Raw genomic sequence first — 25,582 nt, 5'->3', positions numbered from 1 at the left:
AACTAAAATCATGGAACACATGATTGAGATGACTGCTAAAGAACAATAATCATATTATGATAATTTATTCAATATTTATAATTAATAAATTCAATTAATAATATGGATTTATCAGATTAATTAAATATCATCTTTACAACATCGCATCAATTGTGCGCAAACTGATCAGATTTAAATGGCGTCCGATTCTTCCATCATACTGCTGTATTTTTTCTCAATACGCGCTGTACAGTCTTGCATCATTTCTACGACTTTTTGAAAATTCATAAATTCAAAACGATTTTTAGACGCCAATAGAGTCAAAGCAAGCGGGGGTTCTTTACTGGAAAATTTAATCGGAATCGATAGGCTCGACATATTCGGGTCAACTTCACCATTGGAAAAATAATAACCCTGCTTTTTAATCTTTTTCATTTGCTGCATAAATTCTTCTTCATTATGCGCAAAACCAACTTGAGATAACTCGTCCGCAAAACGGTGGTAATAATCTAAAATCCGTTGCTTAGGTAACTGCGACAAAATCACTTTAGACGATGAGCCTTTGTACATTGGACGCGGGCTACCTCGACCATAAGCCAATGCGGCATAGTCTTTATAAAGTTCATGATGCACATCAATACAAGAGTCGATATTCAGATGCGTCAATAAGCAACAAGACTCTGTGCGTTCCACAATTTCTTTCATGAAGGGGATGCTAATTTGCACCAATGGATCGGTGGTGCGAGAAATAAAATCAAGCACAGCAATTTTTGAACCCAGTGTGTAATCGCCAGAAGTCCCACTGAGGCGCTGCAATAATTCAGCAGAAACCAGTTCTTTTAAATAGCGATAGCTCGTTGGTTTAGATAAGCCTAATTCTTCACTAATAATGTCGACATTGATGATGGGACGAGCAACTGAAAATAAGTCGAGTACGGTGAGAATTTTACCAAAACTGGAAAGCGCCATAAGAACCTGCTTGGTCACAATAAAAAATGAATCGTTAAGTTACTTTATAACAAATTGCTCGGCCTGATGTTGCGATTTTCTACACTGGAAATGAAACAAATCTGAATTATCACAGGGTTTCTTGGGTCATCCTGATAAAAGCATAGTAAAAACCTGAAATATGCATTTAAAATATAGTTGAATTATCAAAATAAGATATTTTTATTGACTTTGGTTTGTTTTTTTAGCAAAATTGCTATGAAAATATCCTATATTGAATAAATATTGCCCATCTGTTCGATGCGCAGGCAATGTTGCACATTACTTTTTGTATTCAAATGGTTTGAAACACGATTTGAATCGCTTCTTTACTTATTGAAATTTCTAGTCATTCCTGTGCCGTGATACAGGTTGTGCTGTCGAATGTTTAAGCATTCGATACGAGGCCGTTTTCACTAAAAAGAAGCAAACCGACGAGATCAATCATGCTGCTGACGAAACAAATACTCGCTTTTCGGCCCAATAAAATGGACTGGATTTTTGCGACCAAAACGTTCATCGCAGGCATGTTGGCATTGTATGTGGCCTTTGTACTGAATTTGGCTTATCCAATTTGGGCGATTGGCACCGTTTTCGTAATCGCGAATCCATATTCAGGCATGACGTCTTCAAAAAGTTTGTATCGTGTATTAGGGACGTTCTTAGGGGCGGCCGTGTCGGTGGTGGCACTGCCACATCTCATCCATATGCCAGTACTGTTTACGGTGTTTTTGGCGGTTTGGGTTGGGTTTTGCCTGTATTTGTCACTGCTAGACCGTACGCCTCGTAGTTATGTTTCCATGTTGGCGGGTTATACCACGGTCATTATCTGTTTTAACGTGGTGTATTTTATTGATACCGCTTCGATCTTTGATATGGCTTTGGGGCGTTTTCTCGAAATTACGGTGGGTGTGGTATGTAGTGCCATCGTGACCACGACATTATTTCCAATGCATATTGGTCCTGCGGTTGAAACACGCGTGAGCAAAACCTTTGCCGATACCAAAGAAATATTTGATCAGATTTTATTAGAGCCTGCCGAACTAGAAAATTATTCAAAAAATCTTGGCAATATTGCACGAGATATCGCGGATATACATGTCATGGCGGTGCATTTGTCTTATGAAAAATCCACCTTAAAAGGCATGACACGTCCATTGCAGGAAATCTTGCATCAGTTGAGTTTGTTGGTCAGTAACTTGGTGGCCATGTCTGAACGGATGAAACAATTAGACGGTCTGGACACACATTATCGGACGGCACTCAAGCAAGCCCATGAACATATTGCCGCGTTTTTATTAGATCAACATCAGATTGAGGAAAGTGAACTTAATCAATTGCCTGAACAGTTTGAGCAAGATTTTCAACAGATTCAGGCACAGGCATTGCCATCACAACAGGTGATTTTGGGCAGTCTAAAAATGGATATTCGCCATTTTATTCAGAATATTCGTGCGATTCGCTTACTTTGGCAGCGGGTACAACAAGGCGACTCCACTTTACCAGCTACACTGACCGCCTTGGGCAATAGTCATTATCCAACTTTGCACCGAGATGCGGGGGTTGCCATTCGTGGCGGGGTGTCTGCATGTTTGATTATTTTAATTTCTACGGGTTTTTGGATCGTTAGTGGTTGGAAAGCTGGATTTATGATGGCCGAAATGGCTGCGATCAGTGCTTGTATTTTAACTGCAATGGATAACCCTGTTCCTGCATTGAAAATGTTTATTCGCGCCAATATGTATGCGGCGTTCATGGTGTTTATCTACGCTTATGGCATTTTCCCGCATGTAACCGCTTTTTGGCAGTTGATCGTGGTGTTAGCACCGTTTGTGATGTTCTGTCTGATGCTGTTTTTACATCCGCCTTTGATTGGGATCAGCTTGCCGCTTTTGATGGGCACCATCATGGGACTGAATTTTCAAAACCGCTTTAGCCTCGATCAGGTGTTTTTCTTTGATGCATCGATTGGGACGGTTTTGGGACCCATTATTTCAGTATTTATTATTCATTTAGTACGTGCGATGTCACCAGATATGACGGCCCAACGCATACTTTCACAGCACTACAAAGCACTGCGTCAGGCTTTATATCTGCCGTACGGCTTACCGTTTCGAGTGCATTTACGCAGTATGTTGGACCGAATCGGCATCCTAAACAGCAAAATGGTGCAATCAGGGAACTTGAAACAACAGATCGAGTGGGCTTTGGTGGAAGCCAGTGCGGTGATTGATTTGACCCGCTTGCAAGAACTCATGAATAAACTCGATCCGAATGATGCACTGGTCAGCGAACTCGAAGAGTTACAACAAGATTTAGATGACTATTTCCGTGCCATGGAACAAGGGCAAAAGAATGTGTATATGAGCTTGAAACAGCAAATTGTAGAGCGAATTCAACGATTGAATCAGGCCCTTCAGGGTGTTGAAAACGACGATGTTATTCATCGAATTCAGTATTCACTGAACAATATTCAAAGCAGTTTGTGTCATGTCCTAACACAGCAGACTCCAAATAATTTACAGGTCGAGGCACAACATGGGTGAGCTAAATGTGTATGGCGTCTATGTGCCCATTCTATTGATTCAAGCGGTATTGGCCTATTTGTTATTGCGGGTCATCATGCGTTTGCTTGACCGATGGATGGCGCCAGATTGGGTGCCGATGCCCAATATTTTTTATTTGGGTGTATTTGTGATGTTGCTTTGGCTGGTGCATGAAATCTTTATTTTCTGCCAGTTCTAAGCCCCCTAAAAAATGAAATGATTGAGGTAATCGTATGACCAATTTGAATGTCCGAAAATATGTTCGGCCTGTATTGTTGATAATCGTGCTATGTGGCGCATTACTTGCGCTGAAACATATTTGGGACTATTACAATTCGGAACCTTGGACGCGTGATGGACGGGTACGTGGTGACGTGATTCAAGTGTCATCGGATGTTTCAGGTTTGGTCACAGACGTTTTGGTTCAAGACAACCAACAAGTGAAAAAAGGCCAAGTGCTGTTTCGTATAGATGTGGCACGTCAAGCTTTGGATGTTGAGCAAGCCAAATCTGACTTGGCGAAAGCCAAAGCAGGACTAGCAGGGGCTGAAGCGCAGCTTGCTGAAGCCAAAGCCAATCTAGTGAAGTCACAAGCCAATATTAATCTTGCAGATAAAAATGCCAATCGTTATGCAAGTTTGATGGACGGCGCGATTTCAAAACAAGAACAAGATCAAATGTTTGCAGTACGTGATCAATCACATGCAGAGCATGAGCAAACTCAGGCAGCGATTGAGCAAGCCAAAGCCAGTGTGGTGCAGCAAAAAGCCCTGATTGAAGCGGCGAATAGCAGTTTGCATTTGGCTGAGTTGAATTTAAAACGTTCGGAAGTGGTTGCACCGACTGATGGAACATTGTCTAACTTTGAACTCAAAGCAGGGAATTACGTCAAAGTCGGACAAGCTGTAGCGGCCTTAATAGACCGTCAACAATTATATGTAGTGGGATATTTTGAAGAAACCAAACTGGATAAAATCTATGTTGGCGCACCTGCAACAATCCAACTGATGGGAAGTTCTGAAGTTTATAAAGGCCATGTACAAGGCGTTGCCACAGGGATTGAAGACCGTGAACGTACGTCGACTGATGGCTTACTGGCTAATGTCAATCCAACCTTTAGTTGGGTCCGTTTGGCACAGCGTGTACCAGTGAAAATTGTACTGGATGAAGTGCCGCATGATCAGTTGGCTTTTGTTGCAGGTCGAACCACCACGATTCATATTGTGGATAAAAACTAAGTTATCCCCAATCATTTCATTTGCGCAGCATTGAGTGATCAATCTTGTGCATAAAAAAGCATCCTTTTTCGGATGCTTTTTTATTTGCCTGTTTGTTGAAAGCGCTTAAGGTTTTAGTCCGACTTGATTTCGATACCAACTTTCAATAAACAATGCTGCAGCAAGGCTGTCGGCAGAAAGATTCTTCGCACGGCCTTGGGCTTGATAGTGATCTAATTCATCACGCGCTTCACGTGTAGTTAAGCGTTCATCGACCATCAAGGTTTCAATATTGGTTTGGTGGCGAAGGCGTCGTGCAAATTTACGCGCACGTGTGGAGAGTTCAGATTCGCTATCATCCATATTGAGCGGTAGACCCACGATGAACAAATCCGGCTGATACTGTTTCACAATCTTGAGTAGATTATCCCAATTGGGAATGCCATCTTTCATGGGAAAGAGTGGCAGGGGATTTGCACTTTCAATCAGGGCTTGTCCCACAGCCATTCCTGTTTTTTGTGTGCCAAAGTCAAAGGCCATAATCATTTGATATTGTGGTAAATCAGGCATGTCCAATCTCAGATGATAACCACATGCGGTCTACGCCCATTTTTTTATAGGCAGCGTCCCAGCGGTCGTCATAAGGTAAGTTAAATATTAAATCCATGTCTGAGTCACAAATGAGCCAATCACCCCGAGCAATTTCTTCTTCTAATTGGCTTTTACCCCAACTGGCATAGCCTAGAGCCACCTGATAACGACCCACACCTTCATTGTGTGCAATCGCATCTAAAATATCTTTAGACGTGGTAATACAGACATTTTCACCCACAGCAATAGATGAATGCCATGTCGGTTGACCGGTATGAAGAACAAAACCTGCCTCTGGGCGCAAAGGACCACCTTGCAACACTTCATGAGGATGCACATTATCTGCCTCAATTTCCAAATCATTCAAGAGTTCTTTGATCTGTAAACCTGATGGACGATTAATAATGATGCCTTGAGCTCCATCTTCATCATGTCGCGCCAAATAAATCACCGTATTGGCAAAGAATTCATCGTTCATTTCGGGTGGAGCAATCAGGCAGCGGTGTGTGAGGTATTGTTTAGTCACCTAATGGCTTCTCCTTATTGGGGTAAGTTTCATTCGAATAACGTTGTATTTATCAACATACTAGACTCACAAGTTTTCAACAATGAGTTTTTCTGCAAATTCAATATTTGTCATGCTCGACCGGTGAGGGGCATGATAAAAATCTTCATCGTGCAGGCAGGTCTGCAATGTGGTGAATTGTGAAGAGTTAATTGGTTATTTGAACAACAGCAGTACAAAAGCGAGGAGAAGATATACGTGATTGATGACTGAGATTGCTTAAAATAGCAGGATAAACTGAGGGTGCAACAATGACACATTTTTCAAAAATAATAGGGATGGCACTCTGTGCAAGCCTGCCTATTTCGGGCTTTGCAGGAAGTGCTGACTTACAAAAACATGAATCGCAAGTAATTAAAAAATATAAAAACTTAAATTTTTATGAGGTCAATGAAGCGATAGAACGTGAAATTGTGGATGTCATCGCGGCAGATCCCAGCAGTTTTCACTACGGATTTACGCAACTGGAAAAGCAAGGTTTTGTTCATGTTCAATATTCACCAGATAAAAAACTTAAATTTTATAGTTTTGATGTGTCTGGCGGAGGCACCATGGGAGAGTGGAGTAGCTATGTGCAATATGCAACGGGAAAAACGCAACATTTAGATCCATTTGATTCAGGTTATATCAATCAAATTTTACCGGTCAACATCCACAATAAAACCGTATATTTGGTGAAGAGTTATTATAAAGGTGATAATTGCAGTGGATTACATCATCTAAGGGCCGTTGAAGTTGGGCCAAAACAGTTACTTAAATCTTATGTATTTCAAACTAAGCAAAAGAAACTAGATCAAATCTCGGTAGATTATGACTGCCATTATGAAACCGATCGTCGTAGCGGGAATGAATATCTCAAAATCAGTCCGAAACACGTGGATGTAATGTTGCTCAATCAACAACATCAGCCGCAGTATAAATATTTACGCTATACCTTAGGCTCGAAAGCCTTTGTATATCAGGAAATTGTCAAATAGTGTGTTTAAGAAAAAAGCCTGTGTAGTTTTTAATCCACAGGCTTTTTTAAAAACAATTAAAATTAACTATGTTGAAATTTTAATTGTCGTAATTGTTTTGCGTGTTGTAAGGTCGTTTGACTAATCTCCACCCCACCGGTCATTCGAGCCAGCTCTTGAATCCGATCATCTTCTTCTAATTCGATAATGGTACTGCTTGCAGGATCCGTTTGACGTTTTTTCACCAAAAGATGTTGGTCAGATTGAGCAGCGACTTGGGCTTGGTGAGTAATACATAAAATTTGAACATGCTGTGCCAAATCAGCCAACAAACGTCCGACAATTTCTGCCGTTCCGCCACTGATCCCGACATCAATTTCATCAAAGACTAACACTTCGGATTCAGTTTTTTCAGCATTCATCACTTGCATGACTAAGGCGATACGTGACAATTCACCCCCCGATGCCACGCGTGCTAAAGGCTGAGCAGGAATCCCTTTGTTTGCGGTGAACAGGAGTTGAATAAAGCTTAAACCTTCACTTGAAGCTTGTTCTAGAGGTTCAAACTTAAATTCAAAATGTGCTTCTGGGAGCGCGAGCTGCTTCACTTGTTCAGTCAATTGCTTCGCCAATGGGGTAGACGCTTCACGACGAATATCATCCAAATGCTGTGCTTTGGCTAAAAAGTCTTGATGAGACACTTCCACTTGTTCAGCTAAGGTTTCAGGATCTTCAAGCTGATGTAATTGTTCAAGCTCAAGCTGCCACGCATCATAATCATTTTTTAAGTCTTCAGGCTGAGTACGATATTTACGCGCTAAGCGATGAAAGACTTCGAGTTTAGTGTTTAATTCGTCCATACGTTCAGGATCGAAACTTTGACGATCAATAAACTGACGTAAATTTGCTGTCGCGTCTTCAATTTCACTTTGAGCGTTCAGCAGCGACGTATAAATTTCAGAAAGTTGTTCACTACGTCCTGCATGCGATTCAATCCGACGAATGATCGCGCCCATTTCTTGATTGATATTTTGCTCGGCGTCATCGAGGGCATTTAGACCATAGCTACAATCTTGCATGATATGTTCATGATGACTGAGACGGTCAAATTCTTGCTCGATTTCCTTGTAGTCCGTTTGCACAACGTCTTCAAGTTCTTCCAATTGAAGTTCAAGCGTTTCTATCCGTTGCTTACGTGTGGCTTGGGCGTCGAGTGCTGCTTGGTGCTGACGAATGTCCTTTTGCCATTTGCTATAAGCATCACGCACGGCTTGAGCAGGCTGATAAAAATTGTAATAACGATCCAGCCAATGTTTTGGGTAGGGTGGTTCTAAAAGTTGTTGTTGGCTGTGTTGGCTATAGAGTTGAACCAATAAGCGGCCAATTTCTTTTAATTCGGATAAGCTGCTCGGACGTCCATTTATCCATGCCTTGCTGCGACCTGTTGCAAAAATCACGCGACGTAAATGGATTTCGCCAGACTCATCATCTAGTTCGTGTTCTTTGAGCCAAAGCGCTTCAGGACTGTGCTCTTGATAGCTAAAGGTCGCTGTCACATCGGCTTTGTCTGATCCATAGCGCACATAGTTGGTGTCTGTACGTTCACCTAAGCAAGCTGATAATGCGTCTAGAAGTAAAGATTTACCTGCACCTGTTTCACCCGTCAGGACATTAAAGCCTTGTTCAATGTCGATGGCTAAATGGTCGGCTAATGCAAAATTGATCAGAGTTAAATGTGTCAGCATAAACGCATCCGAGCTGCGAAAAGTTCTAGTTAAAGATAATTAAGTTTTGTTTTGGTCACAAGACAAGTTTTATTTTAAGATGACGAAAAACCTCATAATTCTATCTTAAATTTCAGTTTAATTAGAAATTAGTTTCGTATCCGCTGTATGCACGTAGTGTTGTGATGCAAAGGGTAGATGATCTTGCATAACGTGAGCTGAAACCATCCAATATCCTGCCAATTCCTCACAAAACACGTTTGTGTATGTATTCTTGTATTTAATCTAGCGTGTTATTGCCATAAAGCGTCATGATTTGGTCACTCAAATCTACCAATATGATTCATCACACTGCTAGTTTTTTGAAATAAGTTTGCAGTGTTTCGATCAACCCTAACTAGGACTTTAGTGGATGAAACAAAAAAGTATTTTGTACAACGGCACAGCTTGTTTTAGACTCTAAATGTTGAGGTGATGGGATGAAATTGGGGCACATCCGGTACTCAGATTTTTGTAATTATCTATCGCACAGTTTTCAACACAGATTGATTAGTTTTTGCAGCACAATTAAACTACATCGATCAAAATATTATAAATATGCTTTATCTGGAGAAAACGCATGTCAGCACAGTTTGATCATGTATCGGTAATCAAAAAATCAAATGTTTATTTTGGCGGTCTATGCATCAGCCATACTGTGCAATTTGAAGATGGAACAAAGAAAACACTGGGTGTGTTGCTTCCAACTGAACAAGCGCTGACTTTTGAAACTCATGTACCTGAACGTATGGAAATTATTTCAGGCGAATGTCGTGTTCAAATTGCAGATAGCGAAGAAAGCGAATTATTCCGTGCGGGCCAATCGTTCTACGTGCCAGGTAATAGCCGTTTTAAAATTGAAACAGACGAAGTCTTGGATTATGTGTGCCACTTAGAAGGCTAATGATTCAATCAATTTAGGCACAGTTTTTTAACCTTAAATCGGTTAAACTATGTGTCATAGCATAAATCCTGTAAAGCTTGCTTTGCAGGATTTTTCTTTTTGGCAGCCTATGCTGTGCTCTAGGGATATATACCCTGTTCAAAAGTTTATCGAAGTTTGCAAATTAGAGGTCGTTCATGGCGAAACCGGAATATTATTATGGCGTTCATTCAGTGGAGTCATTACTGGAACTTGAGCCAGAACGCGTTTTAACTTTATTTGCGTTAAAAGGACGTGATGATCAGCGTTTAAAACGTATTTTTGAGTTGGCAGAACCGTTTGGTGTCAGCATTCAAAAAGCTAGTCGTGATAGTTTGGAAAAACTGGCGGGACAACCGTTCCATCAGGGTGTGGTTGCGGCTGTACGTCCACATCCAGTCTTAAACGAAAAAGATTTAGAGACTTTATTACAAGCCAATCCAAATGCGTTGCTATTGGCTTTAGATCATATTACAGACCCACATAACCTTGGTGCATGTATTCGTACAGCGGCAGCTATGGGCGTTGAAGCGGTGATTGCACCACGTGATCGTTCAGCGACGCTTACCCCAACAGCCCGTAAAGTGGCTGCAGGTGGTGCTGAAAAAGTGAAGTTTATTCAGGTGACGAACTTGGCACGTACATTGGATCAAATCAAAGAAGACTTTAATGTACGCGTGGTTGGCACTATGCTAGATGAAAAAGCATTGCCGATTCAAAATTTTGACTTCACAGGTACGGGTGTATGTGTGGTGATGGGCGCTGAAGATACAGGTTTACGTCCTATTACGCAGGCGCAATGTGATCAAACTGTTTACATTCCAATGGCCGGCAATTTGCAAAGCTTAAATGTCAGTGTCGCGACAGGTATGGCATTGTATGAAGCATGCCGTCAACGTAATAATGAATTGAAATAGCAGTGATGATGTCTCCTCAAAAGCAAGGTTATTTATATGTGTTCATTACCATGTGTATTTGGGGGGGATTCACCTTAACGGCGCGTTTAAGCGCCAATTGGGGAATCAGTGCTTGGGACATCACGGCACTTCGGTTTGCTTTGGCATTTTGCATCTTAATGCCAATTTTGATTTATAAAAAAGATACGGCTTTTTTATGGAAGAAAGAGCCTTTTATCCTCGCTATGCTCGGTGGGGTGACCTATTGTTTAACAGCCTATAGCGCATTTCATTATGCTCCTGCGGCCCATGCTGCAATTTTCCTCAATGGTTGTATTCCCTTATGTACGGCCATAGCCGCATTTCTGATCTTCAAACAGCCGCTCGATAAGCATACATGGATCAGTGTGGTCATTATGGTTTCTGCTATTAGCTTAATGAGCTATCTGATGTATGTGGAAACCGGTGTAGCGTTTGGTTTGGGTGATTTGCTGTTTTTTATCAGTGCCATTTGGTGGGGGATATTTACGGTATTGCTTAAGCAATGGAAGCTCTCTGCTTGGCATGCCATGGCGGGGGTTGCGATTTGGTCTGCTGTGATATTTGTGCCAATTTACTTACTATTTTTCCCAAAGCATTGGTCCGATCCTGAGCCGCTGCAGCTCATTGGGCAAGTCATCTTTCACGGTATTTTTGTGGTGATTATTGCGACTTTAACGTATGTAGAGGCGATCAAGCGCTTAGGTGCATTTAAAGCCGGAAGCATCGTAACTTTGGCACCTTTTATTGCTGCGATTTTAGCGGTGCCGCTGCTAAATGAACCTTTAAGTTTTGCAATTGTATGCGGATTGGTCGGGATGGGGATTGGAGCGATTCAACCGTGGAAATGGTTGGGACGAAAGGATAGTCTAGAGCAGCAACTCGAACAACAAAAAAAGCAGTCTGAGTAAGACTGCTTTTTTATTTAGCTTTTTTCAGCGTGCGCTAAGTACTTGAGATGTAAGGGTCGAAGCTGCGCATATAGATGATCTAAATGACCATCATTCAGCACGATATCATCTGCAATTTTTTGCTTTTCCTGACGTGGCATTTGTACTTGAATAATTTTTTGGATTTGTTCGATATTTTGACCATCACGCTGTGATGCACGCTGAATTTGCAATTGTTCCGTGGCATCAATCAGCAAGGTGTGATTGGTCAATTCATGTTGATTGGTTTCAAATAACAGTGGTGAAACCAAGATGACATAGGGGCTAGTGGCTTCGTTTAATTGTTGGATAATGGATTGACGTATTGCTGGATGGGTAATGGCTTCAAGTGCTTGACGTGCTGTAGGATCCTTAAAGATATGTTCACGTAAAGCGCGCCGATTTAACTCGCCATTTGCAAGTAAAACCCAATCACCAAATTGTTGCTGAATTTGATTCAGTGCGGGTTGACTAGGTTCAACAACTTCCCGTGCAACGATATCAGCATCGACGACTTGAATGCCTTGGAGTTCAAACCAATTGCTTGCAGCAGATTTACCGCTACCGATACCACCTGTTAAACCCAAGACAAATGTCATACAACGACCTTACTGACCCAAATAAATTTTCATAATTTGATCACCCCATAAAAAGGCGATCCATCCGGCGATGGCAATATAGGGACCAAATGCAAAAGGTTGGTTTTCTTTACGGACTTTGAGCAAAATAATGCCAATGATTGCACCCACCAGTGAAGAGAGTAATACAATCAGTGGAAGCAGGAAAGGGCCCATCCATGCACCCAAGGCAGCTAAAAGCTTAAAGTCACCATAGCCCATACCTTCTTTGCCAGTGATGATTTTAAATAAATAGTAAACAACCCATAGGCATAAGAAGCCGATGATATATCCCCAAATGGCTGAGGTTGCAGAGGTATAAATGGCATAGCTATTCACGCCAAGCCCGAGTGCAGCCAAAGGAAGGGTATAACGGTCAGGTAAAAGTTGGGTGTCAAAGTCAATAAATGTTAAGGCAATCAATACATAAGTCAGCACCAAACCAAACAGCATCTGGATGGTTGGACCAAAAACTGCAACAACAATCAGCGCACAGATCATGGTGAGTAATTCGATCAGTGGATAACGGCTACTGATCGGGTTTTTGCAACTTCCACATTTTCCGCGTAACACGATCCAACTGATGACTGGAATGTTTTGATACCAACGAATTGGCGTTTTACATTTTGGACAGGTTGAAGCAGGGGTACTCAGGGTAATCTTTGTTTCATCAATAATCGGTTGGTCTGGATGTAAAAACAGTTGGCAATCCGTGCGCCATTCTTGTTCCATCATCTTCGGCGTGCGGTAAATCACCACATTCAAAAAACTGCCGATGCAAAGACTAAAAATCCCAACTGCGATATACATCGCAGTTGGGTTGTTGATTAAGTAGCTAAAAAAATCAGTAAACAAAATATTTCCTTTCCTTGGTTTTAACCAACCACTGAACCCATTTGGAAGATTGGGAGGTACATTGCGACAACAAGCCCCCCTACTAAAATCCCGAGAATAGCCATAATTAAGGGTTCCATCATAGAGGTTAAACCATCTACAGCATTATCTACTTCATTCTCATAATGTGTCGCTACTTTATCTAGCATGGCATCTAAAGCACCAGACTCTTCACCAATAGCGACCATTTGGACTGCCATAGGTGGAAATTTATCGGTAACACGCATGGCGAATTGCAATTGCTGACCAGTCGCGACATCTTCACGAATTTTCATGACCGCTGTTTCATAGACCACGTTGTTGGTTGCACCTGCAGTTGATTCGAGCGCATCGATTAAAGGTACACCTGCGGCAAAGGTGGTTGCCAAGGTACGGCTATAGCGGGCAATAATCGCTTTATAAACCAAATCACCAAAAATTGGTGCTTTTAGTGCAGCTTTGTCTAAGAAGTCTCGGAAAGCTTTGCTACGTTTTTTTGCTTCTAGAAACCCACCAATTAATATTGCAATAACCACGAGCATGATAAACCAATAATCTTTAGTCCAATTTGACATATTGACAACCATCTTAGTAAAAGCTGGCAGTTCTGCACCAAATGAACTGAAAAGGCCTTCAAATACGGGTACAACTTTCACCATCAAAATAATGGTCACAATTATCGCGACCACAATAACTGTGGCTGGGTATTTCATGGCCTTTTTGATTTTTTGCTTAAGCAATTCACTTTTTTCTTTATAAATGGCAACACGATCCAGCATGGTTTCAAGTGCACCCGATTGTTCGCCTGATTCAACCAAAGAGCAAAATAGGTTGTCGAAATACTGCGGATATTTACGGAGTGCACCTGCAAAGGTATTGCCGCCTTCAACTTCACCTTTAATCCCCAAAACCACTTCACGCATGGCTGGGTTTTCTAAGCCTTCTGCCACGATCTCAAAGCCCTGAACGAGCGGTACCCCGGCTTTCATCATAGTTGCAAGTTGGCGCGTGAATACCGTGATATCCAAAGTGGATACTTTCTTTTTCATCAAGCCTTCGAGAATGTTTTTACGTTTTTCTCGAATGGTTCGGATGGTAATGCCTTGCTTACGTAAAGTGACTTTGGCTAAAGCCATATTACGCGAAGGCATTTCCCCTTTGATTTTCGCCCCTTTGCGATCCACGCCTTCATAACTGAAGGTTGGCATCATCTGCGCTTTTTTTACAGCCATGAATTTATCCTTATTTTTAAATACTAATTCACTTACTCACTGGTCACACGATTGACTTCTTGAAGTGAAGTCACCCCCTGCATGACCTTAATTAAGCCTGAACGGCGTAAATTGTTAAAACCTGCTTGATTTGAAGCTTCGGCAATTTGTAAGGCATTGCCATCTTCCATAATAATTCTTGAAATTTCAGGTGTCACTTTCATGACTTCATATATACCGACACGACCTTTATAGCCTTCACGGCATTCGGCACAACCAACAGGTTGGTATATTTGAAATTCTGGTGTATTTAAATCGTCTTCAGTAAAACCAAGTTCCAGTAGACTTTGTTTTGGTACCTCTACGGTTTCTTTACATTGTGAACATAGGCGACGTGCAAGTCGCTGCGCAATGACAAGGTTCACGGATGTCGCGATGTTAAATGAAGGCACGCCCATATTGCGTAGGCGTGTAAGTGTTTCAGGTGCACTATTGGTATGCAGTGTAGACATCACCATGTGACCCGTTTGAGCTGCTTTAATGGCAATTTCAGCCGTTTCTAAATCTCGAATCTCACCGACCATCACAATATCAGGGTCTTGACGTAAGAATGATTTTAAAGCTGCAGAGAAGGTGAGGCCGACTTTATTATTTACGTTGACCTGATTGATGCCTTCTAAGTTAATTTCCACAGGGTCTTCGGCCGTTGAAATGTTGGTATCTTCACGGTTGAGAATGTTTAAACCTGTATATAAAGATACAGTTTTACCGGAACCCGTTGGACCGGTAATGAGCAGCATGCCTTGTGGTTTTTCTAAAGCCTGCATGAACAGTTCTTTTTGATCCGCTTCATAACCCAATGCATCAATCCCTAACATCGCACTAGAAGGGTCAAGGATACGTAGAACAAGTTTTTCACCAAATAAGGTCGGTAAAGAGTTCACACGGAAGTCGATAGCTTTGTTCTTTGACAGCTTTAGCTTGATACGACCGTCTTGAGGTATACGTTTTTCCGAGATGTCCATTTGAGACATGACTTTTAAACGTGAAGCAAGTCGAGTCGCGAGCTGCAAGGGCGGATTAGTAATTGTTCTTAACACGCCATCGACACGGTAGCGGACGCGGTAAGACTTTTCATAGGGTTCGAAATGTAAGTCAGATGCACCCATACGAATCGCATCGACTAGGAGTTTATTGATGTACTTAACAATCGGCGCTTCATCACCCGTTGCCTCATCTTCATCTTCTTGAGATGGATCGGGTGTTTCATTATCTAAATCAAGATCAAAGTCATCATCAAAGTCGAAAGTGCTTTCTTCAGCAAAGTTTTGCTCAATTAACTTTTCCAGTTTGTCATGTTCAACAATAATGGTTTCGGTATTCAGCTTACTACCAAATCGGATGGCGTCCACTGCTTCAATATTGGTCGGATTGCTGATCGCAACAAATAATAAATTGCCATGTTTAAAAATGGGCAAAATACGATGCTTGGTAATTAACTTATCTTCAAATTCATCACGAATAATTAAAGACGTGTCATAAGTTGAAATATCAAAAACCGGTTCACCGAACTCTATCGAGATGGTTTCAGCGATCAGGCGTGCTGAAAGTTGATACTCCTGAATCAAATGCGGCACGATATCTTGATGAGCCTTTTTTGAATTTTGCAGCGCTGTTTGCATTTTTTCGGCAGACAGATGCCCTTCGTCAACTAAGCGACGAATAAACCCCGTAAATCTTGAAGAACCTTGAACTGCTGTCATGCTTTTACTTGCCTATGCTTCAGTCTGTTTATAATTGGTATAGCAAAATTATACTTTTGTTGCACAAAAATACCATATCTTAAAGTGTTGTCACTAGCTAAGAATTGGTAAAAAGCATGAACCAGTCCTTAAATCTGCTTAATTTTTTTCCAGAAATGTGAAGATCTTGGAATGACTGGCGTGCTTCGAAGTTGCAAATGTGTTGAAATTTATCTTCAAAATTATGAATTACGTGTAGAATGTGCCCGATTTCATCTTTGTCATGTGGGATAAATATGTCGGGTTCGACGATTACGCCTTGGGTAGTGGGTAACTGGAAAATGAACCCATTGCAAGCCGATGCTGGCGCACTTCTTAAGAATTTTAAGCAATTATTAAATGAACAAAATATTGCTGAAGCGGCATGCCATATTGGAGTTGCACCAACAGCTATTGCTCTGACCACGGTGCAAAATGAATTAGCACAAGCTAGCCGTCATATCATGACTGTTGCACAAGACGTTTCTCGCGTCGCAGGTACAGGTGCATATACGGGTGAGCTCAGTGCTGAGCTATTAAAAGATTATGGTGTTGAATTTGTACTGATTGGTCATTCAGAACGCCGTGAAATTTTTGCTGATCAACCGCATATCATTAATGAAAAAGTAAAAAATGCATTAAACGCGGGTTTGACTGTGATTTATTGCGTGGGTGAAAGCTTAGAACAACGTGAAAGCGGCCAAGCAGAACAAGTTGTGTTACAACAAATCTGTGATATTGCTGCTGTCGTACAAGCAGAGCAGTGGAAACAAATTGTGGTGGCTTATGAGCCAATTTGGGCCATTGGCACAGGTAAAACAGCGTCACCTGAAGATGCGCAAGCGATGCATGCTAAAATTCGTGAAGGTTTAAGCCAAATCACTCCAATGGGACTTCATACTGCAATTCTTTATGGTGGTAGTGTAAAACCTGAAAATGCAGTAGAGTTGGCAGCCTGTCCAGATATCAATGGTGCGCTGGTCGGTGGTGCATCATTAAATGCAGAGTCGTTTTATAAAATTGCTCAAGCATTTGCAAATACAAAATAATTAGGAGTTCAGCATGCATACGTTTGTGCTGGTGGTACATATTATCTTAGCGATTTTAATGATCGTGCTGATTTTAGTTCAGCATGGTAAAGGCGCAGATGCGGGTGCATCTTTTGGTGGCGGCGGTGCTGCAACTGTCTTTGGTGCATCTGGTTCGGGTAACTTTATGACCCGTTTGACTGCAATTTTAACGGCTTTGTTCTTTGTTACGAGCTTGACACTTGCTGTGTTTGCGAAGAAACAAACGACAGATGCTTATAGTCTGAATGCGATTTCTTCAGTACCGACTGCGCCAGCAAAATCGGCTGAAACTTCGCCAACTGCACCAAAAAGCTCTGAATAATTTATTTAGCGCTTTCTTTTTTGACGTGTTGCGACTAGAATGCGTCACAGCTGCGGTGGTGGTGGAATTGGTAGACACGCTACCTTGAGGTGGTAGTGCTTTCGGGCGTGGGGGTTCAAGTCCCCCCTTCCGCACCAACTTATAATCCAGAACATAAGTTGGTGTATGCAGCAAAACTCTGTTGATGCGGGATGGAGCAGTCTGGTAGCTCGTCGGGCTCATAACCCGAAGGTCGTTGGTTCAAATCCAGCTCCCGCTACCAATCAATTCTATTTTTAAGATGCAAACTTTTAAATGGACAGCTTTTAAAGCTGAGAGAACTATTTGCATATTGATGCGGGGTGGAGCAGTCTGGTAGCTCGTCGGGCTCATAACCCGAAGGTCGTTGGTTCAAATCCAGCCCCCGCTACCAATCTTATATAGCACACAATCTATATAAGCAGTTTATCTGAAAGCCATTGTGATGTTGATGCGGGATGGAGCAGTCTGGTAGCTCGTCGGGCTCATAACCCGAAGGTCGTTGGTTCAAATCCAGCTCCCGCTACCAATCCTCTGAGATGCAACTCAGTAGGGCAATTCTTCAGGTTGTTTTAGATTGAAAATGACCAAGAAATTGTATATAATTTTTGCATGTTGATGCGGGATGGAGCAGTCTGGTAGCTCGTCGGGCTCATAACCCGAAGGTCGTTGGTTCAAATCCAGCTCCCGCTACCAAGTTTCTAAAAGAGGCTCACAACTAGGTGGGCCTTTTTGCACAGTGGACTATGGTTTTCTGTGTAATAATGGGGCGATTTACGCCCTTTTTTATTGGCTATCGTGTAGTGTCGACAGTATTTTGGTCAAACCGTCATGTTTCACTACTACTATAGTTTTGCATTGGTCTGTAGTGGTCATTTCGACCATCGAATCGCACAAATTTGACGAGAGTAAATGAAGCTATCAAATAAAACTCAAGCACTTCAGGACTTAATTGCCCCAGCGGTGCAAGCATGTGATGTAGAACTTTGGGGGATTGATTTCCAACCTCAAGGTAAGCGTTCACTGTTACGTATTTATATCGACCGTGAAGTTGATGAAAATGCAGAACCTGTCATCAATGAAGATGGCGAAGTTGAGCAAGGCCGTGGTATCGGCGTGCAGGACTGTGTTCGTGTCACTCAGCAAGTGGGTGCGATGTTGGATGTACATGATCCAATTTCAGGCGAATATGCATTGGAAGTGTCATCTCCAGGTTGGGATCGTCAGTTCTTTAAATTGGAACAAATGACGGCATACATTGGTCAGCAAGTCGCTTTGCGTTTGATCAGTGCTGTGGATAATCGTCGTAAATTCCAAGCCAAACTTGTAAGTGTAGACCTTGAAAGCGAAATGATTCAGGTTGAAGTTGAAAAGCAACAAGTATTGGATATTGACAGCCACAATATTGATAAAGCAAATCTGGTTTTCCAAGATTAATTTAATAAATAAGAATCTGAACGAATAGGTGACTTATGGCTCGTGAAATTCTTACCGTAGTAGAAACGGTTAGTAACGAAAAAGGTGTAAGTCGTGATGCAATTTTTGAAGCGCTTGAACAAGCTTTAGTTGCAGCGACTAAGAAGAAATTCTACGAGGGAACTCACTCGGAAGAAGCTCGTCTACGTGTAGAAATCGACCGTCGTACTGGTGATTACCGTACTTTCCGTCAATGGGAAGTGGTTGCCGACGAAGATCACGAAATGCCAGCATGCCAAGATGCGATCTCTGATGTAGATCCTGCAAAATGGGCAATTGGCGATATTCGTGAACTTGAAGTTGAATCGATTGATTTCGGTCGTATTGCGGCACAAATTGCGAAACAAGTGATTGTTCAAAAAATTCGTGAAGCAGAACGTGCATTAATTGCAGATGCTTACGAGTCTAAAGTTGGTGAACTCATCTACGGTGAAGTGAAAAAACAAACCAAAGATGGCTTTATCATTGACTTAGGTGACAATGCAGAAGCATATCTTGCGCGTGAAGAAATGATCGCTAAAGAAATTCTACGTCCTAAACAACGTGTAAACGCGATTTTGTTTAATGTGAACCGTGAAGGCCGTGGTGCTCAGTTATTACTTTCTCGTTCTAAACCAGAAATGCTAATCGCATTGATGAAGAAAGAAATTCCTGAAATTGCTGAAGAAATCATTGAGATTAAGGCAGCTGCACGCCAACCTGGCGTTCGTGCTAAAATCGCTGTGAAAACAAACGATCACCGTATTGATCCTGTAGGTGCATGTATTGGTATGCGTGGTACACGTATCCAAGCGGTTCAGTCAGAGTTAAATGGTGAGCGTATTGATGTAGTCGTTTGGTCGGATGACGCGGCACAGTACATTGCAAGTGCTTTAGAGCCTGCTGATGTATCAGGTATCGTGATTGATGAAGAAGAACGCACTGCAGATATTATTTTTGCAACGAGTGATCAGTTAGCGCGTGCAATTGGCTCTCAAGGTCAAAACGTACGTTTAGCATCTGAATTGACTGGTTACAAGCTCAATATGATGCTTGAAGAAGAATATCACGCACGTCAACAAAACGAAGCGCAACAATATTTAGATATGTTTGTTACACGTCTAGATATTGATGAAGACTTAGCGATGGCGTTGGTTGAAATGGGCTTCACATCATTAGAAGAAATCGCGTATGTTCCTGCGGAAACATTCGATGAGATCGAACTTGATGCTGAAACTGTTGAAATGCTACAAGGTCGTGCAAAAGAAGTTGCATTGGCTGATGCATTGAAACAACAAGAAAACATCCAAGAGCCAAGCGAAGAGCTTGTTGCAATGGAAGGCGTGACTAAAGAAATCGCGTATGCGCTTGCCGCTCGCGGTGTGGTAACTGTAGATGATCTTGCAGATCAAGCCACTGACGATATCTCTGATATTGAAGGTTTAGGTGCTGAAAAAGCAGGTCAACTTATTATGAAAGCGCGCGAATCATGGTTTAACTAGGAGGTAATATATGACGGACAAGTCGATTAAGGAGTTAGCTCTCAGCGTGGGTCGTCCAGTTGAGAAGCTGCTGGAACAGGTTCGTGATGCAGGTTTACCACAAACTAAACCTGAAGATATTATCTCCACTGAACAACAAAATGCCCTCGTTAACCATTTGAAAAAAGTTCATGGTCAGGATGCGGGCAATGCAGGACAAATCACGTTGAAACGTAAAACTACCAGTACAGCTAAAGTTGCGAGTACATCGGGGAAGGCAAAAACGATTAATGTAGAAGTTCGTAAGAAACATACATTTGTTAAACCAGATCCTGAGCAAATTAAAGCTGAAGCCTTAGCGAAAGCACAAGCTGATCAACAAGCGCGTACACAGGAACCTAAGGTTGAAGCGAAAGCTGATGAACCTAAGCAACAACCTGTATCTAAAGCGAAACAAGCTTTAGAAGCAATGCGTGCTGCTGCGAAGCAAGAACATGCGAAGCAAGAAACACCGAAAGCTGCGGTTGTTGTAAAACGTAAGTCAAACAACAAGCCAATTACAAAACCTGTTGAAACTTTAGAACAGAAAAAAGCACGTGAAGCTCAAGCAGCACAATTGAAAGCTGTAGAAGAAGCGGCACGTCGTAAATCTGCTGAAGAAGCGCAACAACGTACGCTTGAACAAATGCGTCAAATGGCATCTAAGTACTCTTCAGAAGATTCAACTGCAACCATCCGTGTTGTTGATGATTCTCCACTTGCTGCTGGCCTTGTAGGTCAAGCATATGAAGATTCATTTGCGAAAGAAGACCGTGAAATTAAACGTGGTACCAACACGAATAATTCACGTTCACCGAAAAAAGGTGGTCGTCGTGGCGAAGAGCAATCTTTCCGTGATAACTCGCATAAACGTGGTTTAAAAACAAGTCAAGCGAACAAGCATGGCTTTGAAAAACCAGTTAAAAAGCAAGTTTATGATGTTGAAATTGGTGCAACAATTGTTGTTGCCGATTTAGCAGCAAAAATGGCGGTTAAAGTTCGTGAAGTAATTAAATCACTCATGAAAATGGGCGAATTAGTAACTCAGAACCAAGCGATTGATCAAGAAATTGCTGCTCTTGTTGTTGAAGAAATGGGTCATAACCCAGTATTGGTTTCTGATACTCAAGCGGAAGACAACTTACTTGAAGCCGCTGAAGAAGCACGTGGTGTTCAAACCACTCGTCCGCCAGTGGTAACCATCATGGGTCACGTTGACCATGGTAAAACATCTCTTCTTGACCGTATTCGTCGCTCTAAAGTGGCTGCAGGTGAAGCAGGTGGTATTACACAGCACATCGGTGCATACCATGTGAAAACTGAGAAAGGCATTATTACTTTCTTAGATACACCAGGACACGCAGCGTTTACAGCTATGCGTTCGCGTGGTGCAAAATCAACAGATATCGTGGTATTGGTTGTAGCAGCAGATGATGGTGTAATGCCACAAACTGCAGAAGCGATTGACCATGCACGCGCTGCGGGTACACCAATCATTGTTGCAATCAACAAGATGGATAAAGAGTCTGCTGATCCAGATCGCGTGTTAAATGAATTGACGACTAAAGAAATCGTTCCTGAACAATGGGGCGGTGATGTACCAGTGGCAATGGTTTCAGCACACTCAGGTGCAGGTATCGATGAACTTCTTGACTTGATTTCAATTCAAGCCGAACTTCTAGAGCTGAAAGCGTCTGAAGAAGGTGCAGCACAAGGTGTGGTCATTGAAGCGCGTGTAGACAAAGGTCGCGGTGCAGTAACTTCGATTCTTGTTCAAAACGGTACATTGAAAGTAGGTGATCTTGTTCTTGCAGGTGCATCTTACGGTCGTGTTCGTGCCATGACAGATGAAAACGGTCAACGTATCAAGTCAGCAGGTCCTTCGATTCCAGTAGAAATCTTAGGTCTTCCAGAAGCGCCAATGGCAGGTGATGAAGTTCTTGTTGTAAATGACGAGAAAAAAGCACGTGAAGTTGCTGATGCGCGTATGGATCGTGAACGTCAAAAACGTCTTGAGCGTCAATCTGCGATGCGTCTTGAAAATATCATGGCGTCTATGGGCAAGAAAGATGTGCCTATCGTCAACGTGGTATTGAAAACAGACGTACGTGGTACTTTGGAAGCATTACACGTTGCACTTGCTGAACTTGCAACTGACGAAGTGAAAGTACGTATTATTGGTTCAGGTGTTGGTGCAATCACTGAGTCTGACGTAACACTTGCTGAATCTTCAGAAGCAGTTCTTCTTGGCTTTAACGTACGTGCTGACAATACCGCACGTCAAAAAGCTGATGCTGATGGTATCGACATTCGTTACTACTCAATCATCTATCAATTAATTGATGATGTGAAAGATGCGATGAGCGGTAAATTGGCGCCTGAACACCGTGAAACAATTCTGGGTGTTGCTGAAGTACGTGAAGTGTTCCACTCAAGTAAATTCGGTGCTGCTGCAGGTTGTATGGTACTTGAAGGTACATTACACCGTAATAAACCGATTCGCGTATTACGTGATGACGTGGTGGTATTCCAAGGCGAGCTTGAATCTCTTCGTCGCTACAAAGATGTGGTTGAAGAAGTTCGTGCTGGTATGGAGTGTGGTCTTGCGGTGAAAGGCTATAAAGACATCAAAGCACAAGATAAGATCGAAGTGTACGATGTTCAATTGATTAAACGGAGTCTTTAATGGCGGGTAGTCAACGTCTGAAGCGTATGGCGGATACAGTACAACGTGAGTTGTCAGAACTGATCCGTCAGGAGCTGAAAGATCCACGCTTAGGTGGTCTTGTGACCATCTCTGCCGTGAAGGTGAGCCCAGACTTAGGATATGCCGAAGTTTATGTGACTGTAATGGGTCGTGAGCTAGGCGATGAGCAAAGTGAAGCCGCAAATAAAGAAACTTTAGATGTCTTGAATAAAGCATCTGGTTTCTTGCGTCATGAACTGAGTCGTCGTATCAAAACACGTATTACGCCACGTTTGCGTTTCCATTACGACAAAACAAATGCTTATGGCAACTATATGTTTGGTCTAATTGCGGAAGCGGTCAAGGACTTACCTCCTACTGACGAAGCAAAAAAAGATGATGAATAATTCAGTTCGCTGAATGAAAAAAGCCACCTTCGGGTGGCTTTTTTATGTTTGAATGGTCATCATTTAAAAATCCCCAATAACATACAGAATTATAACTAGATGATAAAACTCAGGTTGAAAATGACATTGGATAGTCCAGTCTATATACACAATATAATGAAAAAAATCATGCTATTGAGCAGCATATTACTCATCACTATGCCAAGTTGGGCATGTTTAAATACCTATGTAGAAGATTTTTATACAACTGATTCAGAAAAAGAAAATCAACGCGAAGAACATCATGACGAGAATTTGAATAATTTTGTATCAAGGCATCCTAGCCCAATAGACTATCAGGCAGAAAATGATTATGCCGTACACCAGATCTACGCAGGTCGTTACGATTTAGCCATTATGGTTTTACGTGCAATTGAAAATGAGCATCCAGGTTTACCGAAGACGGCAGTGAATTTAGGCACAGCTTATGAGTTGATCGGCAATATTACACTGGCCAAAAAATGGATTGCTGAAGGTATGAAGCGTGATCCATCGATACATCTTGGCAGTGAATGGATTCATCTGAATATTTTAACAGCCAAAGAAAAACGTGCGACAGCAAAATATTTTTATGAATATCCATTGTTGAATGTACATTATGGAACAGGTTATGTACCTGATGCGCACTGGAAGGATCAGCGGAAACTCACAACAGCAGAATATGATGCTATACGAGAGCAGGCCAGTTTACAGATTAATGAGCGGAAAAATTTTGTTTCAAGACAGGATGCCGTGATGGCACAGCTGTTTTATGAATTGGCGAATCTTGAGATGAGTCAATATCAGCCTAAATGGTCTGATCATTTTCAAAGTAGTTATGAAACAAATATGCTGATTGATTTAGCTGAAAAATATGGTTTAAAAACGACGCCATATAACCAAAAGCGTTTGCAATATATGGCTCAAAGCAGCGTATTTGAAAAAATATGGATGCGAATCAAAGATTTTTTTAGCTCGAAGACATAATCAAAACTGGATCTGGAATTAATCCAGATCATCCGGTTTTGAATGGACTTTAGAGTGAAAGGCACGGCGCCGAGTTCGCTGCCAAGGAAGAGGGCGATTGAGCGCTTCTGGCGCATCACCACTCATCGAGCGCAGTCGTAAATGTAATGCCGCTTGCGCCATGAGGTTTGCAGAAACGGGTGCTGTGATAAAGGCAAAGAGCGTGATCAAGATCTCTGCAAAACCAAAACGGCCTTGAAATGCTGCATAAATAATTGCAGCAATTAGAAAACTTCCTAAGCCTAAGGTGCTTGATTTAGTCGGTGCATGCAGTCGCATAAATAAGTCTGGTAGGCGAACCATGCCAATACCACCGACCAACATGAAAAAAGCGCCAATAACCAAAAAAATCGAGACCAAAATTTCCATGACTAATTGCATATTAATGGACTCCTAGTCGATGACGTGGCCAGTGGTGAAATAGCGTGCTAAAGCGGCCGTGGATACAAAGCCAAGCATGGCAACCAATAATGCCCCTTCAAACATCGATGTACTTGCCCAATAAATACCTAAAATGACAATTAAACAGGTGGCATTTAAGAATAAGGTATCTAAAGCAAGTAGTCGGTCTACGATTGAGGGTCCCATCACCAAGCGGATAAGGCACAGTAACATCGAGATCGTCACAGCAACTAAACAGATGCCAAGCGCATACGGTAAAATTGTCATGCGGATTCTCCTGTATCAGCGCCAAAAATGAGGATGAGAGGGCGTTCATAGCGCTCTTTAATGGTTTGAATTTCCGCTTCAGGGTCATCCGTGCTCAGCGCATGGACCAAAATATCACCACGGTCTTGGTCAATCCCAGCAGATACCGTACCGGGCGTGGTGGTGATGATCATCGCAAGCAAAGAATTGACTTCCTCATGCTGTGTATCGAGAGGGACACGGAACCATTTCGGGTGCAGTTTATGTGTTGGTCCAAGGACTAATTTTGCAACATGGATATTACTGACAATAATATCCCACAGCACCACAAAGAATAATTTACATGCCGCCAGCCAGTTGATATTCGGCGTTCGGTCAATAAAAGGGCGAACCAATCGCGGAATAACAATGGCTAAAACCAAGGCCATACAGAGTGTGGCTGCATCTAAACTGTGCGCTAACATTACCCAGCTCAGGCCAACCATGACTGAAACCAATGGATGCGGAAACCAGCGATTTAATATAGATATGTTCGCCATG

General features: G+C 42.1%; 25 protein-coding genes and 5 tRNA genes. 19 read left to right on the top strand and 11 right to left on the bottom strand.

Annotated features, from left to right (window positions below; genetic code table 11):
- Positions 1 to 171 precede the first annotated feature (171 nt).
- The gene (locus tag B1202_RS04730; protein ID WP_078189430.1) at positions 172 to 948 is read right to left on the bottom strand and encodes an IclR family transcriptional regulator; all 777 of its coding nucleotides are present in this window, start codon (positions 946 to 948) and stop codon (positions 172 to 174) included.
- 464 nt (positions 949 to 1,412) lie between these two features.
- Between B1202_RS04730 and B1202_RS04725 the strand changes: the two genes are divergently transcribed.
- Genes B1202_RS04725 through B1202_RS04715 form a run of 3 tightly spaced genes read left to right on the top strand, consistent with a single transcriptional unit; the run spans position 1,413 to position 4,750 of the window.
- Positions 1,413 to 3,512, top strand: a complete 2,100-nt coding sequence (locus tag B1202_RS04725; protein WP_078189429.1) for an FUSC family protein — start codon at positions 1,413 to 1,415, stop codon at positions 3,510 to 3,512.
- Positions 3,505 to 3,711 (top strand): DUF1656 domain-containing protein, encoded by a 207-nt coding sequence (locus B1202_RS04720; RefSeq protein ID WP_078189428.1) that lies wholly within the window; start codon positions 3,505 to 3,507, stop codon positions 3,709 to 3,711. The genes B1202_RS04725 and B1202_RS04720 overlap by 8 nt, the downstream gene beginning before the upstream one ends.
- Positions 3,712 to 3,745: 34 nt before the next feature.
- On the top strand, positions 3,746 to 4,750 hold the full coding sequence (locus tag B1202_RS04715; RefSeq protein ID WP_078189427.1) for an HlyD family secretion protein: 1,005 nt from the start codon (positions 3,746 to 3,748) through the stop codon (positions 4,748 to 4,750).
- Positions 4,751 to 4,855: 105 nt separating this feature from the next.
- Here B1202_RS04715 and ruvX read toward each other — a convergent pair whose 3' ends face one another.
- Both ruvX and B1202_RS04705 read right to left on the bottom strand, forming a co-directional pair.
- Positions 4,856 to 5,299: a Holliday junction resolvase RuvX gene (ruvX, locus tag B1202_RS04710; protein WP_078189426.1), complete on the bottom strand. Its 444-nt coding sequence runs from the start codon at positions 5,297 to 5,299 to the stop codon at positions 4,856 to 4,858.
- The gene (locus B1202_RS04705; protein ID WP_078189425.1) at positions 5,292 to 5,846 is read right to left on the bottom strand and encodes a YqgE/AlgH family protein; all 555 of its coding nucleotides are present in this window, start codon (positions 5,844 to 5,846) and stop codon (positions 5,292 to 5,294) included. Before B1202_RS04705 ends, ruvX begins: the two co-directional genes overlap by 8 nt.
- Before the next feature lie 290 nt (positions 5,847 to 6,136).
- On the opposite strand from B1202_RS04705, the gene B1202_RS04700 reads away from it, so the two are divergent.
- On the top strand, positions 6,137 to 6,862 hold the full coding sequence (locus B1202_RS04700) for a hypothetical protein (RefSeq protein WP_143221567.1): 726 nt from the start codon (positions 6,137 to 6,139) through the stop codon (positions 6,860 to 6,862).
- A 62-nt stretch (positions 6,863 to 6,924) separates the two neighbouring features.
- On the opposite strand, the gene recN is transcribed toward B1202_RS04700, so the two are convergent.
- Positions 6,925 to 8,586, bottom strand: coding sequence for a DNA repair protein RecN (gene recN, locus B1202_RS04695; RefSeq protein WP_078189423.1), 1,662 nt, complete (start codon positions 8,584 to 8,586; stop codon positions 6,925 to 6,927).
- 598 nt (positions 8,587 to 9,184) lie between these two features.
- Between recN and B1202_RS04690 the strand changes: the two genes are divergently transcribed.
- From B1202_RS04690 to B1202_RS04680, 3 genes are all read left to right on the top strand, one after another.
- Positions 9,185 to 9,508 (top strand): pyrimidine/purine nucleoside phosphorylase, encoded by a 324-nt coding sequence (locus tag B1202_RS04690; protein ID WP_067763086.1) that lies wholly within the window; start codon positions 9,185 to 9,187, stop codon positions 9,506 to 9,508.
- Between the two features lie 176 nt (positions 9,509 to 9,684).
- Positions 9,685 to 10,443, top strand: a complete 759-nt coding sequence (gene rlmB, locus B1202_RS04685; protein ID WP_078189422.1) for a 23S rRNA (guanosine(2251)-2'-O)-methyltransferase RlmB — start codon at positions 9,685 to 9,687, stop codon at positions 10,441 to 10,443.
- 8 nt (positions 10,444 to 10,451) lie between these two features.
- Entirely contained in the window at positions 10,452 to 11,372 is a 921-nt protein-coding gene (locus B1202_RS04680; protein WP_078189547.1) for a DMT family transporter, read from the top strand.
- A 14-nt stretch (positions 11,373 to 11,386) separates the two neighbouring features.
- Here B1202_RS04680 and coaE read toward each other — a convergent pair whose 3' ends face one another.
- The 4 genes from coaE to pilB all read right to left on the bottom strand — a co-directional run bounded on the left by coaE (position 11,387) and on the right by pilB (position 15,854).
- Entirely contained in the window at positions 11,387 to 11,989 is a 603-nt protein-coding gene (coaE, locus tag B1202_RS04675; RefSeq protein ID WP_078189421.1) for a dephospho-CoA kinase, read from the bottom strand.
- Positions 11,990 to 11,998: 9 nt separating this feature from the next.
- Positions 11,999 to 12,817 (bottom strand): prepilin peptidase, encoded by an 819-nt coding sequence (locus B1202_RS04670; RefSeq protein WP_078189546.1) that lies wholly within the window; start codon positions 12,815 to 12,817, stop codon positions 11,999 to 12,001.
- 65 nt (positions 12,818 to 12,882) lie between these two features.
- Positions 12,883 to 14,112 (bottom strand): type II secretion system F family protein, encoded by a 1,230-nt coding sequence (locus tag B1202_RS04665; RefSeq protein ID WP_078189420.1) that lies wholly within the window; start codon positions 14,110 to 14,112, stop codon positions 12,883 to 12,885.
- A gap of 32 nt (positions 14,113 to 14,144) precedes the next feature.
- A complete protein-coding gene (pilB, locus tag B1202_RS04660) occupies positions 14,145 to 15,854 on the bottom strand; it encodes a type IV-A pilus assembly ATPase PilB (RefSeq protein ID WP_078189419.1) in 1,710 nt (569 codons plus the stop codon).
- 275 nt (positions 15,855 to 16,129) lie between these two features.
- Between pilB and tpiA the strand changes: the two genes are divergently transcribed.
- From tpiA to B1202_RS04600, 12 genes are all read left to right on the top strand, one after another.
- Positions 16,130 to 16,921: a triose-phosphate isomerase gene (gene tpiA, locus B1202_RS04655; RefSeq protein WP_078189418.1), complete on the top strand. Its 792-nt coding sequence runs from the start codon at positions 16,130 to 16,132 to the stop codon at positions 16,919 to 16,921.
- 13 nt (positions 16,922 to 16,934) lie between these two features.
- Positions 16,935 to 17,264 (top strand): preprotein translocase subunit SecG, encoded by a 330-nt coding sequence (gene secG, locus B1202_RS04650; protein ID WP_078189417.1) that lies wholly within the window; start codon positions 16,935 to 16,937, stop codon positions 17,262 to 17,264.
- Positions 17,265 to 17,316: 52 nt separating this feature from the next.
- Positions 17,317 to 17,401, top strand: a tRNA-Leu gene (locus tag B1202_RS04645).
- 48 nt (positions 17,402 to 17,449) lie between these two features.
- Positions 17,450 to 17,526 (top strand) — tRNA-Met (locus tag B1202_RS04640).
- 73 nt (positions 17,527 to 17,599) lie between these two features.
- Positions 17,600 to 17,676, top strand: a tRNA-Met gene (locus B1202_RS04635).
- Between the two features lie 58 nt (positions 17,677 to 17,734).
- A tRNA-Met gene (locus B1202_RS04630) sits at positions 17,735 to 17,811 on the top strand.
- A gap of 90 nt (positions 17,812 to 17,901) precedes the next feature.
- A tRNA-Met gene (locus B1202_RS04625) sits at positions 17,902 to 17,978 on the top strand.
- 216 nt (positions 17,979 to 18,194) lie between these two features.
- Positions 18,195 to 18,719, top strand: coding sequence for a ribosome maturation factor RimP (rimP, locus tag B1202_RS04620; protein ID WP_078189416.1), 525 nt, complete (start codon positions 18,195 to 18,197; stop codon positions 18,717 to 18,719).
- A gap of 35 nt (positions 18,720 to 18,754) precedes the next feature.
- The gene (gene nusA, locus B1202_RS04615; protein WP_078189415.1) at positions 18,755 to 20,239 is read left to right on the top strand and encodes a transcription termination factor NusA; all 1,485 of its coding nucleotides are present in this window, start codon (positions 18,755 to 18,757) and stop codon (positions 20,237 to 20,239) included.
- Positions 20,240 to 20,249: 10 nt separating this feature from the next.
- The gene (infB, locus tag B1202_RS04610) at positions 20,250 to 22,943 is read left to right on the top strand and encodes a translation initiation factor IF-2 (protein ID WP_078189414.1); all 2,694 of its coding nucleotides are present in this window, start codon (positions 20,250 to 20,252) and stop codon (positions 22,941 to 22,943) included.
- Entirely contained in the window at positions 22,943 to 23,350 is a 408-nt protein-coding gene (locus B1202_RS04605; protein WP_078189413.1) for a ribosome-binding factor A, read from the top strand. Before infB ends, B1202_RS04605 begins: the two co-directional genes overlap by 1 nt.
- Before the next feature lie 168 nt (positions 23,351 to 23,518).
- The gene (locus tag B1202_RS04600; protein ID WP_143221566.1) at positions 23,519 to 24,355 is read left to right on the top strand and encodes a tetratricopeptide repeat protein; all 837 of its coding nucleotides are present in this window, start codon (positions 23,519 to 23,521) and stop codon (positions 24,353 to 24,355) included.
- Positions 24,356 to 24,373: 18 nt separating this feature from the next.
- On the opposite strand, the gene B1202_RS04595 is transcribed toward B1202_RS04600, so the two are convergent.
- Genes B1202_RS04595 through B1202_RS04585 form a run of 3 tightly spaced genes read right to left on the bottom strand, consistent with a single transcriptional unit; the run spans position 24,374 to position 25,581 of the window.
- On the bottom strand, positions 24,374 to 24,775 hold the full coding sequence (locus B1202_RS04595; RefSeq protein WP_078189411.1) for a Na+/H+ antiporter subunit G: 402 nt from the start codon (positions 24,773 to 24,775) through the stop codon (positions 24,374 to 24,376).
- A 12-nt stretch (positions 24,776 to 24,787) separates the two neighbouring features.
- Positions 24,788 to 25,063: a monovalent cation/H+ antiporter subunit F gene (locus B1202_RS04590; RefSeq protein ID WP_078189410.1), complete on the bottom strand. Its 276-nt coding sequence runs from the start codon at positions 25,061 to 25,063 to the stop codon at positions 24,788 to 24,790.
- The gene (locus B1202_RS04585) at positions 25,060 to 25,581 is read right to left on the bottom strand and encodes a Na+/H+ antiporter subunit E (RefSeq protein ID WP_078189409.1); all 522 of its coding nucleotides are present in this window, start codon (positions 25,579 to 25,581) and stop codon (positions 25,060 to 25,062) included. The genes B1202_RS04590 and B1202_RS04585 overlap by 4 nt, the downstream gene beginning before the upstream one ends.
- Between the last annotated feature and the right edge of the window lies 1 nt (position 25,582).

It is taken from the genome of Acinetobacter amyesii (assembly GCF_002018365.1).
Classification (GTDB): Bacteria; Pseudomonadota; Gammaproteobacteria; order Pseudomonadales; family Moraxellaceae; genus Acinetobacter; species Acinetobacter amyesii.
Note: the sequence above shows the minus strand (reverse complement) of the source record. Positions and strands in the feature narration are given on the sequence as shown.

Coding starts and splice junctions, on each gene's coding strand:
- B1202_RS04585 (WP_078189409.1), bottom strand. CDS start 25,581: ATGGCGAACATATCTATATTAAATCGCTGGTTTCCGCATCCATTGGTT.
- rimP (WP_078189416.1), top strand. CDS start 18,195: ATGAAGCTATCAAATAAAACTCAAGCACTTCAGGACTTAATTGCCCCA.
- nusA (WP_078189415.1), top strand. CDS start 18,755: ATGGCTCGTGAAATTCTTACCGTAGTAGAAACGGTTAGTAACGAAAAA.
- pilB (WP_078189419.1), bottom strand. CDS start 15,854: ATGACAGCAGTTCAAGGTTCTTCAAGATTTACGGGGTTTATTCGTCGC.
- B1202_RS04665 (WP_078189420.1), bottom strand. CDS start 14,112: ATGGCTGTAAAAAAAGCGCAGATGATGCCAACCTTCAGTTATGAAGGC.
- B1202_RS04605 (WP_078189413.1), top strand. CDS start 22,943: ATGGCGGGTAGTCAACGTCTGAAGCGTATGGCGGATACAGTACAACGT.
- rlmB (WP_078189422.1), top strand. CDS start 9,685: ATGGCGAAACCGGAATATTATTATGGCGTTCATTCAGTGGAGTCATTA.
- ruvX (WP_078189426.1), bottom strand. CDS start 5,299: ATGCCTGATTTACCACAATATCAAATGATTATGGCCTTTGACTTTGGC.
- B1202_RS04590 (WP_078189410.1), bottom strand. CDS start 25,063: ATGACAATTTTACCGTATGCGCTTGGCATCTGTTTAGTTGCTGTGACG.
- B1202_RS04720 (WP_078189428.1), top strand. CDS start 3,505: ATGGGTGAGCTAAATGTGTATGGCGTCTATGTGCCCATTCTATTGATT.
- coaE (WP_078189421.1), bottom strand. CDS start 11,989: ATGACATTTGTCTTGGGTTTAACAGGTGGTATCGGTAGCGGTAAATCT.
- infB (WP_078189414.1), top strand. CDS start 20,250: ATGACGGACAAGTCGATTAAGGAGTTAGCTCTCAGCGTGGGTCGTCCA.
- B1202_RS04670 (WP_078189546.1), bottom strand. CDS start 12,817: ATGTATATCGCAGTTGGGATTTTTAGTCTTTGCATCGGCAGTTTTTTG.
- B1202_RS04715 (WP_078189427.1), top strand. CDS start 3,746: ATGACCAATTTGAATGTCCGAAAATATGTTCGGCCTGTATTGTTGATA.
- B1202_RS04600 (WP_143221566.1), top strand. CDS start 23,519: ATGCTATTGAGCAGCATATTACTCATCACTATGCCAAGTTGGGCATGT.
- B1202_RS04725 (WP_078189429.1), top strand. CDS start 1,413: ATGCTGCTGACGAAACAAATACTCGCTTTTCGGCCCAATAAAATGGAC.
- B1202_RS04690 (WP_067763086.1), top strand. CDS start 9,185: ATGTCAGCACAGTTTGATCATGTATCGGTAATCAAAAAATCAAATGTT.
- B1202_RS04595 (WP_078189411.1), bottom strand. CDS start 24,775: ATGCAATTAGTCATGGAAATTTTGGTCTCGATTTTTTTGGTTATTGGC.
- recN (WP_078189423.1), bottom strand. CDS start 8,586: ATGCTGACACATTTAACTCTGATCAATTTTGCATTAGCCGACCATTTA.
- B1202_RS04700 (WP_143221567.1), top strand. CDS start 6,137: ATGACACATTTTTCAAAAATAATAGGGATGGCACTCTGTGCAAGCCTG.
- secG (WP_078189417.1), top strand. CDS start 16,935: ATGCATACGTTTGTGCTGGTGGTACATATTATCTTAGCGATTTTAATG.
- B1202_RS04680 (WP_078189547.1), top strand. CDS start 10,452: ATGTCTCCTCAAAAGCAAGGTTATTTATATGTGTTCATTACCATGTGT.
- tpiA (WP_078189418.1), top strand. CDS start 16,130: ATGTCGGGTTCGACGATTACGCCTTGGGTAGTGGGTAACTGGAAAATG.
- B1202_RS04730 (WP_078189430.1), bottom strand. CDS start 948: ATGGCGCTTTCCAGTTTTGGTAAAATTCTCACCGTACTCGACTTATTT.